Raw genomic sequence first — 11,830 nt, 5'->3', positions numbered from 1 at the left:
CCATTAAATCTGTAATGGCTAATAAAGACCTAATTTTTACAAAAAGTGATTCAACTAAAGTTAAATTTTTTAATACAAGGAAGGACATTTTGGTTTTTACGTTTACAAAAGCCACGCGTGAAAAGCGCGGCTATTTATTATGTCTTAGAAAACTTACTATGGTAGAGCACCTTGAGGTGGCCGGCTTATTTTTAACTGAGCAACAGCATAATGAAAGGGTTGACGAGCAATACGATTGCTCTCATCTTATACAGTTTAATGGTGAAACTATAGGTACGCTAAAGTACAAGATATGCGGTAGCCACATTGAAATAATGCAATTGCAAATACACCCCAACCATCAAAACAAAGGCTACGGCAGAGGCGTTATTGAGCAAGTAATTAAAACTGCAAAGTTAAAGCCTATCAAACTAACAGTACTTAAAAACAACCCTGCTAAAGCACTTTATACTCGACTAGGCTTTAAGGTCACTGGGGAAGATAACTATGAGTACCATATGCAAACCCAGCCTATAAATAACTAAGAGCTACTCTCTTTGATCTTTAAAATCTTTTTTTCTGAAAATGGTTAGGTGCCAGCCCCATTTAAGCGAGCCTAATCTTAAAAATACAGTGGTAAAAAGTGAGCCTAAAATACACCAAATGTAATCGACTTCTATGGTAAACAGCGCAGCATAAACTAGGCCGCCTACTAAACAGGCTGAAGCATAGGGCTCGTTTCGCATAACTGAGGGTACTTCGCGGCAAATTACATCTCGTATTAGGCCGCCAAAAATCCCTGTGGTGATCCCCATTGTTATCGCTATTACCATACCTGTACCGCTTATTAAGGCTTTTTCTATCCCCATAATATTAAATAATGCCATACCTATAGCATCGACTAATAAAAAGTAATAGTTATTTACATGAGGCAAGTAACGCACAAAAAATATGGTGGCAATAATAGCGGCGTAAGTTGAGTATAAATACTCAGGCGTAGCTATCCAAAATATAGGTTTATCTAAAAGTATGTCTCTTAGCGTGCCGCCACCTAAAGCTGTAACAGTTGCGACCACCACTACCCCAAAACCACTTATGTTTTTTTCGTAGCCTAGCAGTGCTCCTGCAACCGCAAAAAAAGCCACTCCGAGCAGCCCCAGCACCATAAAGTATTCAGCAGTCATGTGCATTTCCTTTTAAATTTTATACATTGGTGTATCAATTTATATGCCAGATGTAATTAGCAAAAGCCAAAAGCGAGGATTAAAAGTACATTTAAAAACAATGGGTTAATAAATTTTTGATAAAATTAATGATGGGTTATTGTGATATGCGATATTTAAAAAGGTAATTATTTTAAAAGTGAGTAGTTTTTACACATTATTTATTTTTAGCTGAGTCGCCTTTTTTAGTGCCCACCAGCACTAGGGTCTGTTGACCTTTCGAGGTTAAATTTGCAGCTGCCCTTCGGGTTCTGCCTAGGGACAATTTACTCTTTGTTGCTCGGTTTTTACTTAGCCCACTAGGTTACAAACCTCGCGCCGCGATTAAATTGCCCCTAGTTTGAACAAATTTAATCGGCAAAGGTCAACAATTTCAACCGCATGGCATTGTTCTTTTTTCATATAATGCCATTGTAAAAATACCCTCAATAGGACAAACGCAAAGAGGTATAAAAATTGATGCAGCAAAGGCTGTTCAATAAATACCTCTACCCAAAATAAAACTACAACTGCGATAAATGTGTTGAAACCAAGCGTCCAAAGTAGTTTTGCGCTGGGTGTTTTTTTGTACCTTGTTAGTTTTTTCATAAATCCCTTTAAAGTATTATCCTTCGCTGAGTATTGCTATTGCTAAATATTACTCACTTTTGTTCCCGCTATATGATCGTGTAAACAGCGTTTATCTTTTCCTAATATAAATGCAGGGTTTACAAATCCAGCAATGAACTGACCTACCGAAGGGACCAGTGATAACAGCTGCATAGGTAACATGCGTTTAAAGTAAATAGTTATAAAACTTGCTTGTGTGCCGTCTAGGTTTTCTATACGAATAGACATACAGTATTTACCAATAGTTTGTCCGCATTGATACATAAGGTAGGCATGAAGCACTAACGTAGAAAACACACCGAAGCCCCATAAAAATGCCGTTAAACTCAGATTTGGTTGGCTTAAACTTTCAAAACCGATATACATTATTACAGGTATAAAAACCGCTATACCTAATAGGCCGTCAATAATAGCAGCAACAAGCCTGTCCCCGCGTGATGCTTTTTCTCCCGCTATTTTTAGGTCGGCATTGTGTGCGGGATCTTGCGCTTCTCGGGTTTTTATAAGCTCGTCTATTTCTTTTGCGCGCTCAGGAAAACGTTCTCGGTCAATGACTTTTGCGCTGGAGTAAAGTTCATCTAATGTGTAGGTAGAAAAGTCTATTGGGGTGTCCATGCTTGGGGTATTCCTTAACGTAATTTAACCCAAAGTAGCATAGCTTTAGTAATTTATTCAATATCTTAAATTAAAGACTGGCGTAGCTTTTAGCCTTTAGTTTTTAGCCTTTAGTTTTTAACTTTTAGCTTTTAGCTTTTAGCTTTTAGCTTTTAGCTTTTAGCTTTTAGCTTTTAGCTTTTTGAGCATAAAAAATGGCGCTAAAAAGCGCCATTCAAAAAACAATTAAATTAAAGCGCTAGGCTTAAAATTTTCTTCGCTTTAGCTATGTCAATATCGCCATGTTCGCCAAGGGCTGTCATGCCGTTACGCTCAAGGTTGTTGGCAACGGCTTCAACCGCGTCTTCACCTAGGTCGTAATCGCCAAGTTTTGTTTTAATGCCCATTTGCTCAAAAAAGTCTTGAGTATGTTTAATGGTTGCATCAATCAGCTCGTTTTTGTCTTGCATATCAAGGCCAAATACACGCTCACCTAACTGAATAATTTTAGCGCGTTTTTGCTCTTGCTGAACAAACATAAGCGGCGGTAATACAATTGCAAGTGTTACAGCGTGATCTAAGCTATAAAGCGCTGTTAGCTCGTGGCCAATCATGTGCGTAGACCAATCTTGCGGTACGCCTTGGCCAATTAAGCCATTTAGTGCCATCGTTGCCGACCACATTACGTTTGCACGAACATCGTAATCTTCTGGGTTTTCAAGGGCTTTAGGGCCTTGCTCAATTAGCGTAGATAAAATGCCTTCTGCAAAACGGTCTTGCAGTGGCGCATTAACTGGGTACGTTAAGTATTGCTCAATAACATGTACAAACGCATCAACTACACCGTTAGAAATTTGGCGAGTTGGCAGTGAGAATGTATACGTAGGATCAAGCACAGCAAATTGCGGTTGTACAATTGGCGTACCAAAGGCACGTTTTTGCTGGGTTTCTTTACGGGTAACAACCGAGTTACCGTTGCTTTCTGAGCCAGTAGCCGGAAGCGTTAATACCGCGCCAATAGGTAATGCGCTTTTTACTTCTGCGCCATTAACTAAAATATCCCAGCCGTCGCCTTCGTATTTTGCTGCTGCCGCTACGTATTTAGCGCCGTCGATAACACTACCGCCGCCTACAGCTAATATAAAGCTAACGTTTTGCTCTTTCACAATTTCTACAGCTTTTGAAAGTGTTTCGTAAGTTGGGTTTGGCTCAACTCCCGAAAACTCCACAAAGTCCACACCTTCAAGTGCATTTACTACATCGTCATATACGCCGTTCTTTTTGATCGAACCGCCACCGTATAAAAACATGACCTTGCCTTGGCTTGGTACGCGGCTTGCGATCTCATTAATTTGATCTTTGCCGAATAAAATCTCGGTGCGGTTTTTAAATGCAAAATTTAACATATTTGTACTCTACTTGGTTACGGGGCTCAGCCCCTGGTGCTCATTGCTTTATAAAATGGGAATTAATAGTTAACTTTCAAGTAATTAATTACCTATTTTATAAGTTAAATATGAAAACGGTTAATGTCTAACTGAACGAGCGCAAGTGTACGCGCACTTTACAATAAGTAGAATTCAGTTAATCTTGCTTTACCCATCGGATTTCTGATACCTAATGTTTTATGTCTTATTTTGTACAATTACGCACCTTTGTTGAGGTATATCGTTGTAAAAACATCTCTCGGGCTGCTAAAAATTTGGGGCTGTCGCAACCGGCTGCAACCGCGCATATACAAACAATGGAGTCGGTGGTAGGTAAATCGTTATTTGAGCGGCGTCACCGAGGCGTAGAACCAAGTAATGCCGCCCACGATTTAGCAGGCCAAGTGGCAAATCACCTTGATGCTATAGAGCAAAAAGTTGCCTCTGTACGCACCCGTTCAAACGATGTGAGCGGAACGATTACACTAGCCGGGCCCGCCGAATATATTAGTTATGTTGCCTCAGCACAGCTGGCAAATTTGTTACAAGCAGGCAATGTTGATGTGGTCGTGCTGCCTGGTAATCGTGAGCAAATTTATTCAGCGCTTGATACTGGCGTTGCCGATATGGCTATTACAGCCTCTCTGCCCGATAACAAAATTTACGACTTTGAAGTGCTCGACAGCGAAGAGCTAGTACTGGTGGCGCACCGTTTATTAGCGCAAAGCTTAGAGGGGCAAACCATTACGCCAGCACTTTTAAATACGCTGCCGGTGGTCAGTTACGACAGTCAATTACCGCTTATACGCCAGTATTTTGATACTGTATTTAAACAAAGCTGTACGTCAAAAATAATTGCCCGCTGCCCCGACATACGCGCGCTCGCCGGCATAGTAAGAACCGGTGTAGGCTATACCGTGCTGCCTGATTATATATGTCATGACGATATTCAATCGGGTAGATTAATTAAACTTGGTCCGCAAGGGCCGGAAAACAATTTGTACTTAGCGTGGCGTAAAGGGGCGCTTGCTCACCCGCGGCTTAATTATGCCCGCGATGTGTTAATGGCTTTTTCGAATATTAATAAATACGCAAAATAGTTTTTTAACTTATACCAATCCGCATAATTAAGTGATCTATTTTGAGGATGAGTAAACGTGATGATAGCAAGGCAAAAAATTCGCTATTTAGTTGTTCTAAATGAGAATTTTTTAACGCAGATAGCGACACGTTTAGCCCCTGAAAATCATTATGTATTGTTACGGATTGGTATTGAACGCTGGTTATTTAATAAAATAGCCAACCGCGCGCCATTGCCCACTACTTTTACTTAATGTAAGGGTTTCAACCACAAGCCTTGCTGAAAATTGCGTTTTAAATTGCACAATAAGGTATTTACCTTGCGGGGCACCAGGTAAAGATGAGTAAGCATTAGCACTTATTTGTTCTCGCGTAGCCACTTTACCTAGTGGCGCACGCACTGTGTTTAGGGCGTTTTTCCAGTTTGCTTTACTTAATTGCGATTTAAATAGCGCATCGGCTTGTTGCCAACTTTTTGTGTATTCACCCGCATCAACTAACTGTAACCAGTTTATTGCTACGGGCATATTTTTAGTGGTTTCGGCCCACACTGAGCAGCTTATAAACAAGCATAAAATTAAAATGAGGGGTTTCATCATTCTTCCTTTTAATCTGGCGTTAAAAGTAAATATAGATATTCCAAATTACAACACATTGGTTAAATGGTTAACCCCTAATATTAAAAACTTTTGCAAATAAGTGCCTTACTCTCCTTTAATTTTTAAAACCTGCGCGTAAGTGCAATCGCTCAACATAGAAAAACCATGCGAGGCTTGCTCTTGGCCTATTACAAATGGATGCGCCGCCTCGGGGGCTCTATTTTTAAGTTGCTTTATGCGCTCATACGAACCATCGCGTTTAGGGTGGTTTGATATAAACACATCTACACCGGCCTGCATTGCCACATTGCCAAAACGTTTAGCGGCAACACTGTAAGCGCTAATTCGCTCAATATCAGGCCCATAGTTTAGCCCAGTCCCTCCCCACAGGCTTAGCATATGTTTTTTGCCGTTATCGTATACTGGGAACAACAACGAAATAGTGCCAGGGGTGTGTCCAGGCGTTAAATGAACGCCAATGCTGGTATCGCCAAGCGTAATTGTATCTGCCTCTTTTGTGCTTATATCTCTTGTTGGCCGTTTGCCCCAACGTGGGCTTTCAAAATCAAGCTTTGGTTGTTCTAAGCGTCGCCACTCAACCTCACTCATTACAACACGCGGTTTGTATTTATTAACTAAGTACTCTTGCCCACCGTAATGATCACCATGCCCATGGCTAATAATTAAATACTTAATATCTTCGGGGTTTAAGCCTAGTGTGAGCAAACCTTTTTCAATGTAATTTTTAGCTTGTTCGTTGTTATTTAGCGCATCAATAACAATAAGCCCTTGTGATGTTTTAACTACCCAACTTGCCACTCCACCAGTACCTACATAATAAAGGTTGTCAAACACTTGTGTAGGTTCAATCGTTGATGAGCGCCGTTTACTACCCAACTTTTTACTGCGCTTTTTACCTTCATTATTAGTGCGAACACGCTTTGTTAAATCACGTAAAGGGTTTTGTATATCGCATAGGCTTGTTAACCCCGGAAACTCATCAGCGTACTGCATGCCTTTTTCGACATAATCTTGCGCTGTTAATTGTGTATTTTGCGCAATAGCCGGGTACGTAGCTAAAAAGCTAAGTACCACAGCAGATAATATAAATTTTGGCATAAAAACCCCTTATAGTTTTGTATCTATAGCTAGCCAGTAGCGTCGGCCATCTTCTACATAGCCGTATTCATCGTAGCTGGTTGCTTTATCAAATATATTGTAAATACCAAACATAACTTTAACGTTACCGTTTACTTGCCACGCACTGCCTATATCTGCTGTTGCAATAGAAGGGGCTGAGGTTAAACGGCTAGTTATAGAGGCTGCTTCGGTTTCTTTACCGCGGTAATTAGCACGTGCCCACGTATTAATATTATCGCTTACATCCCAGTTAATATTTAGCGTTGCTAAATGTTTAGGTATTTGCGTAAGTGGCTGGCCTTTATTGTCGCCACTGCGTTGCTCAGAAAACGTATAGCTGTAGCTAGTTGCAAGAGTAATATCTGCACTTAACATTGTTTCTATATTTAGCTCAGCCCCATAAGTCACCGCTTTATCAATATTGATGTTATAGCGGTCGGTTTCATCACCACACACTGTGATAGGACATAAAACGGTGTTAATTTTGTCTTCAAAGCTATTATGAAAAACCGTGATATTAGTTTGAAAATCACTGTTAGCATAATACACAGCCGCTTCTTTACTGACGGATGTTTCGGGCTCTAGGTCAGCATTTCCATATAAGTCGCCACCGCGGCTGCTTTGGATCCAATTAGGGCTAAGCTCGCGTAAATCTGGCGCTCTGTAACCGGTAGCTACGCCCGATTTAAAGGTCCATGCCTCATTAATATTCCAAACTCCGTACAGGCGTGGACTCAAGTGCGAATCAAACTGCTCGTTATCATCAACTCGTAAACCCGTGGTAAGGGTAAAATCGGGGTGTAAGCTCCACTCATCTTCAGCAAATAGCGACCATTGTTTGTTATCTATTTTAGTAATAGTGGCTGCGTTTGTTGTTTTGTCATCAAGCTTTTCTTGTTCAAATGCGCCGCCTAATGTTACATGGTGGTTTTCAAGTGCAATTGACCACTGCGTATTTGCTAAGGTATTTTCGATGGTTATTTCACGGCCTTCGTTTTCAACCGACTCTTGTTGAATATACGAATGCGCAGCGCCCCAACTATAGCTACCTTTATGTGCTAACGACCACGTGCTGCGGTTATTGTTCGTTTCGCTAGAGCTATTTCGATTAGGTAACGATAGCCCCGAGGTAGAAATACGTTTTTGATCGTGTTCGCTGTATTCAAGCGATATCACATCGTGCTGGGTGGCTGTTAAATGCAGTGTACCACTGTAGCTTGTCAGCTCTTTTTCACCGTAACCGCGCTCAATTGCATCTTCTTCACGCTCTTGGTAAAGAGCCGAAAGGTTAACGCTTAATAAATCTTTTATTAATGGCCCCGCTGCATATATTTGCCCTTGGTATTCATCACCCGAATTACTGTTTTCTTGCTGTGTGGTTTCTAGGCGAACATTAGCATGCCAATTGTCGTAATTTTTACGGGTTATAACATTAATAACGCCGCCAATTGCATCCGACCCATACAACGTAGACATAGGCCCACGCACAACTTCAATACGTTCAATAGCGTCTAGTGGTGGCAGCCAATCTTGCTCAAAGCCACCGCTGCCGCTTGGTTGTGATTCACGCCCTGACTGCTTTTTACCGTCTACCAAAATAGCAGTGTACTGCGCTGGCATGCCACGCACGCTTATATCTTGTCGCGAGCCACCACCGGTAACCGTAACCCCTGCAACATCGTTAAGTGCATCGGTTAAGTCTTTATAAGCGCGGTTTTCTAGCTGCTTTTTGCTAATTAAAGTAATAGAAGCTGGCGCTTGCGCTAAGGTTTGTTCAAAGCCTGAGGCGGTCACTACTATTGTTTCTATATCATTGTTAGCATTAGCCAAAGTGTAAAATGGCGCAACAGCAATTAGAGGCAGAGCTAAAGTGTTTTTCAGAGTCATTACGGGGTATTTAATTAGTTATTTTACGTAATGATAACAATTATCAATAACTTCGGCAATTAACATTTCATTAATTTACAATAAAACTTAATCAATTAAGCTGCAGTTACTCCAGTGCTATTATTAACAATAAGCCAATTTTATTGCGTTTATTGTACAAAAAAGGCTGCATTAACTAGCAGCCTTTTTGTATTCTGTATCGCTTAAGGTTTTAAAAATGCCATTTAACCATCAAATTTGGGTTGTGCTCTGTTTGACCATCTACACCAAACTTATTTTTCCAATATACGTATTCTATACCTACATCAAGGCGTCCTGTGTCTAGGCCAAGCATAGGAGCAATGTTGTATTTAAGTTGTGAGGTAAAGTTAAAACCGCCTTCGCTTTTACCAAACATAGTGTCGGTACTGTCAACAATATCTAAAAAGCCATCGTATCTAAAATTACCCTTGTTATAGCCCCACGTTACGGTTATTTGGTTGTTATCTTCACGCTCTATGCCAATATCGTCCTGAAAACGACGGTAATAAGCCACATTGAAATATTGGAACCCTGGTACATCTAACGATACGCCGCCACCTAATAAGTAGTTATTTTGATCGGTATCGCCCGAGCCATATTCTGTTTGTAGGCCTAAAAACACCTCTTTAACAAAGCTGTTTTGTGGCTTGTAAAGCGTTGGGTTTATGTTTAGCTCTCCGTATACTTCATCGGGGTTACTTAATCTATCCATAAAAAAGAAGGTACCGCCCCATGTATGTCCCGATGCATGCTCTATGGTTACTACGCTTCTGTCATCTTCCTCCCCCGAGAACGGCTCGAGGTAATCGGCGCCGGTCATGGCGGTTATACTAAAATCTGACCACAGCTCTTTTGCCGACACACTACTTGAACACACCGCGATAGCACTTACTAAGGCTAATTTTTTAATTGTTGTAATTTTCATTGTTAATCCCTTTGTTATAATTTTATTAGTCTAGTTAAGATGATCTGTACTTGCTGAATAATTTTCTGGTAAAACAAGCGTCATAACGATGGCGGTTAAACCCGATACAGTTACAGCGCTGCCAAAAATAGCGGTTACCAGCTTAGGCGCATTTATAAACATTTCGGGCACAAAGCTAACCCCTAGCCCCATACCTAAGCTCACCGCAATAATAAGTAAGCTACGACGATTTATTTTTTCGCTTGCAAGAATTTTTACCCCTGCGGCTGCTACTGTGCCAAACATAACAAGCGTTGCACCGCCTAGCACTGGTTTAGGAATATTTTGTAGCACGGCACCAATCACCGGAAATAACCCTAAAATAATCAAAATTACACCAATCCACAGACCAATGTATCTACTTGCTACACCGGTTAACTGAATAACGCCGTTATTTTGGCTAAAAGTAGTATTAGGAAACGTATTAAATGCGGCAGCAATCATTGAGTTAACCCCATCGCCTAAAATACCTCCGCGTATACGCGCTAAATAGCTTGCGCCTTTTACCGGTAATTTAGACACTGCGCAGTTAGCAGTTATATCACCTGTGGATTCAATAGCGGTAATTAGGTATAAAAAGCTAAAGGCAATCATGGCGCCAAAATCAATATTAAAGCCATATTTAAAGGGTAATGGCATGGCAATTAAATCAAATTCGCCCATTTTAAATTTGGCTATACCTAAAATAAGAGCAAGTAACCAGCCTACTAACATGGCAACGACTACAGCGGTAAGCCTTACCCACTGATTTTTGCTAGCATTTAGTAATACCACCAGCGTCACCACCGAAAAACCCACAATTAAGTTGCTTGGCGAGGCAAACTTTTCAGGCATATTAGTTAATAACCATTGCCCGCCGCCTATGTCGGTCATGCCTACTTTAATAAGGTAAACCCCAATGGTGGTGATCACCACACCGGTCACTACAGGCTTAATTACTTTGCCAAGCTTTTCTATAAAAAAGCTAATAAATATCTCTACAAAGGCTGCTAAAAAACACACAGCAAAAATGGTGGCAAGTACTTCATCGTTTCCGCCTCCAGTGGCTTTTACGGTAAAACCGGTTGCCAAAATAGTGCCTAAAAACGCAAAGCTGGTGCCTTGTACGCATATAAGCCCTGAGCCAATTGGCCCCACACGGCGAGCCTGAATAAAAGTACCAACCCCCGATACAAACAACGCCATACTAATTAAATACGGTATTTCGCTACCAAGCCCCAACACGCCACCAATAATAAGCGTGGGCGTAATAATACCTACAAAACTTGCCAGTACATGTTGCAGGGCAGCAAAAAAAGATTCGGTCAGCCCTGGTTTATCATCTACTGCGTAAATTATGTCTTCTGAGATTGCTTCTTGGTTTGACATAGTCAACATCCTTTTAGCGCTTTAATATGGGCAAGGTATAAATGCCTTGCCCAGGTTTTAATTTAAATACAGTGGCGCTTATTTAAGCTGCCCTTCAACACCCTCTACATAAAAGTCCATACTCAGTAAGGTTTTATCATCAATTGTTTGCCCCGCTTTAGTTACCAGCTCACCTTGCTGATTGTTAATTGGGCCGCTAAATGGATGAAACTCGCCATTGGCAATTTTGGTTTTAATCGCCTCTACCTCGGCAACAACATTGGCAGGAATGTCTTTACTCAACGGCGCTAAGCGGGTCATACCGGCATCTATGCCTTTCCATACATTTTGCGATTGCCATTTATCGTCAAGCACTTGCTGCACACGCTCGGCGTAAAACTCATCCCAATGATGAACAGGCGCAGTAAGGTGCGCTTTTTTACCATAGCCGCTCATATCTGAGTGATAACCAATGGCGTATATTCCGGCGGCTTCTGCGGCTTGAAGTGGCGCAGGCGAGTCGGTGTGCTGGGTAATAATATCAACACCTTGGTCGATTAAACTGTCGGCAGCTTCGCGCTCTTTACCAGGATCAAACCAGCTATTAACCCACACTACTTTTACTTTTGCGTTAGGCTTTACTGAGCGCAGGCCTAAAGTAAACGCGTTAATACCGCGTATTACCTCAGGAATAGGAAACGCGGCAATATAGCCAATACTGTCAGATTTACTCATGTGCCCAGCAATAACACCGGTTAAGTAGCGCCCTTCGTAAATACGGTCAAAATAAGTGCCCACATTTTTAGCGCGTTTATAACCTGTTGCATGCTCAAACTTTACGTTAGGAAAACGTTTAGCCACTTTAATGGTCGGGTTCATGTAGCCAAACGAGGTGGTAAATATTAAATCGTGCCCGCTTTTGGCTAATTGTGTAATAACTCGCTCTGCATCGGCGCCCTC

At 41.3% G+C, this 11,830-nt stretch carries 12 protein-coding genes; 2 read left to right on the top strand and 10 right to left on the bottom strand.

Annotated elements, in window-relative coordinates; genetic code table 11:
* Positions 1 to 89: 89 nt before the first annotated feature.
* Positions 90 to 524 carry a GNAT family N-acetyltransferase gene (locus B2R65_RS17170; RefSeq protein ID WP_286744697.1) on the top strand — a complete coding sequence of 145 codons (435 nt, stop codon included), beginning with the start codon at positions 90 to 92 and terminating at the stop codon, positions 522 to 524.
* 3 nt (positions 525 to 527) lie between these two features.
* On the opposite strand, the gene B2R65_RS17165 is transcribed toward B2R65_RS17170, so the two are convergent.
* The 4 genes from B2R65_RS17165 to B2R65_RS17150 form a co-directional block, all read right to left on the bottom strand.
* Entirely contained in the window at positions 528 to 1,163 is a 636-nt protein-coding gene (locus B2R65_RS17165) for a trimeric intracellular cation channel family protein (protein WP_004587070.1), read from the bottom strand.
* Positions 1,164 to 1,526: 363 nt separating this feature from the next.
* Positions 1,527 to 1,790 carry a hypothetical protein gene (locus tag B2R65_RS17160; RefSeq protein WP_286744695.1) on the bottom strand — a complete coding sequence of 88 codons (264 nt, stop codon included), beginning with the start codon at positions 1,788 to 1,790 and terminating at the stop codon, positions 1,527 to 1,529.
* 42 nt (positions 1,791 to 1,832) lie between these two features.
* On the bottom strand, positions 1,833 to 2,426 hold the full coding sequence (locus B2R65_RS17155; RefSeq protein ID WP_286744693.1) for an RDD family protein: 594 nt from the start codon (positions 2,424 to 2,426) through the stop codon (positions 1,833 to 1,835).
* 230 nt (positions 2,427 to 2,656) lie between these two features.
* Positions 2,657 to 3,811, bottom strand: coding sequence for an iron-containing alcohol dehydrogenase (locus B2R65_RS17150; RefSeq protein WP_004587069.1), 1,155 nt, complete (start codon positions 3,809 to 3,811; stop codon positions 2,657 to 2,659).
* A gap of 221 nt (positions 3,812 to 4,032) precedes the next feature.
* Here B2R65_RS17150 and B2R65_RS17145 point away from each other — a divergent pair, with 221 nt between their 5' ends.
* Positions 4,033 to 4,932 (top strand): LysR family transcriptional regulator, encoded by a 900-nt coding sequence (locus tag B2R65_RS17145; protein ID WP_138685306.1) that lies wholly within the window; start codon positions 4,033 to 4,035, stop codon positions 4,930 to 4,932.
* A gap of 183 nt (positions 4,933 to 5,115) precedes the next feature.
* Here B2R65_RS17145 and B2R65_RS17140 read toward each other — a convergent pair whose 3' ends face one another.
* The 6 genes from B2R65_RS17140 to B2R65_RS17115 all read right to left on the bottom strand — a co-directional run.
* On the bottom strand, positions 5,116 to 5,511 hold the full coding sequence (locus B2R65_RS17140) for a DUF4019 domain-containing protein (protein WP_286744689.1): 396 nt from the start codon (positions 5,509 to 5,511) through the stop codon (positions 5,116 to 5,118).
* A gap of 105 nt (positions 5,512 to 5,616) precedes the next feature.
* Positions 5,617 to 6,630, bottom strand: coding sequence for an MBL fold metallo-hydrolase (locus B2R65_RS17135; protein ID WP_138576527.1), 1,014 nt, complete (start codon positions 6,628 to 6,630; stop codon positions 5,617 to 5,619).
* 9 nt (positions 6,631 to 6,639) lie between these two features.
* Entirely contained in the window at positions 6,640 to 8,538 is a 1,899-nt protein-coding gene (locus tag B2R65_RS17130; protein ID WP_286744685.1) for a TonB-dependent receptor domain-containing protein, read from the bottom strand.
* Positions 8,539 to 8,749: 211 nt separating this feature from the next.
* On the bottom strand, positions 8,750 to 9,484 hold the full coding sequence (locus B2R65_RS17125) for a DUF5020 family protein (protein ID WP_004587064.1): 735 nt from the start codon (positions 9,482 to 9,484) through the stop codon (positions 8,750 to 8,752).
* Positions 9,485 to 9,514: 30 nt separating this feature from the next.
* The gene (locus B2R65_RS17120; RefSeq protein ID WP_286744681.1) at positions 9,515 to 10,891 is read right to left on the bottom strand and encodes a uracil-xanthine permease family protein; all 1,377 of its coding nucleotides are present in this window, start codon (positions 10,889 to 10,891) and stop codon (positions 9,515 to 9,517) included.
* Between the two features lie 78 nt (positions 10,892 to 10,969).
* The coding region (locus B2R65_RS17115; protein ID WP_286744679.1) for a BMP family ABC transporter substrate-binding protein at positions 10,970 to 11,830 on the bottom strand (861 nt) is incomplete at its 5' end.

The organism is Pseudoalteromonas sp. UBA2102 (assembly GCF_002331165.1).
GTDB lineage: Bacteria > Pseudomonadota > Gammaproteobacteria > Enterobacterales > Alteromonadaceae > Pseudoalteromonas > Pseudoalteromonas atlantica.
Note: the sequence above shows the minus strand (reverse complement) of the source record. Positions and strands in the feature narration are given on the sequence as shown.

What these genes read in the sequence shown, in the direction of transcription:
- B2R65_RS17120 (WP_286744681.1), bottom strand. Translation starts at nt 10,891, where the DNA reads ATGTCAAACCAAGAAGCAATCTCAGAAGACATAATTTACGCAGTAGAT.
- B2R65_RS17130 (WP_286744685.1), bottom strand. Translation starts at nt 8,538, where the DNA reads ATGACTCTGAAAAACACTTTAGCTCTGCCTCTAATTGCTGTTGCGCCA.
- B2R65_RS17135 (WP_138576527.1), bottom strand. Translation starts at nt 6,630, where the DNA reads ATGCCAAAATTTATATTATCTGCTGTGGTACTTAGCTTTTTAGCTACG.
- B2R65_RS17155 (WP_286744693.1), bottom strand. Translation starts at nt 2,426, where the DNA reads ATGGACACCCCAATAGACTTTTCTACCTACACATTAGATGAACTTTAC.
- B2R65_RS17125 (WP_004587064.1), bottom strand. Translation starts at nt 9,484, where the DNA reads ATGAAAATTACAACAATTAAAAAATTAGCCTTAGTAAGTGCTATCGCG.
- B2R65_RS17150 (WP_004587069.1), bottom strand. Translation starts at nt 3,811, where the DNA reads ATGTTAAATTTTGCATTTAAAAACCGCACCGAGATTTTATTCGGCAAA.
- B2R65_RS17140 (WP_286744689.1), bottom strand. Translation starts at nt 5,511, where the DNA reads ATGATGAAACCCCTCATTTTAATTTTATGCTTGTTTATAAGCTGCTCA.
- B2R65_RS17145 (WP_138685306.1), top strand. Translation starts at nt 4,033, where the DNA reads ATGTCTTATTTTGTACAATTACGCACCTTTGTTGAGGTATATCGTTGT.
- B2R65_RS17160 (WP_286744695.1), bottom strand. Translation starts at nt 1,790, where the DNA reads ATGAAAAAACTAACAAGGTACAAAAAAACACCCAGCGCAAAACTACTT.
- B2R65_RS17165 (WP_004587070.1), bottom strand. Translation starts at nt 1,163, where the DNA reads ATGACTGCTGAATACTTTATGGTGCTGGGGCTGCTCGGAGTGGCTTTT.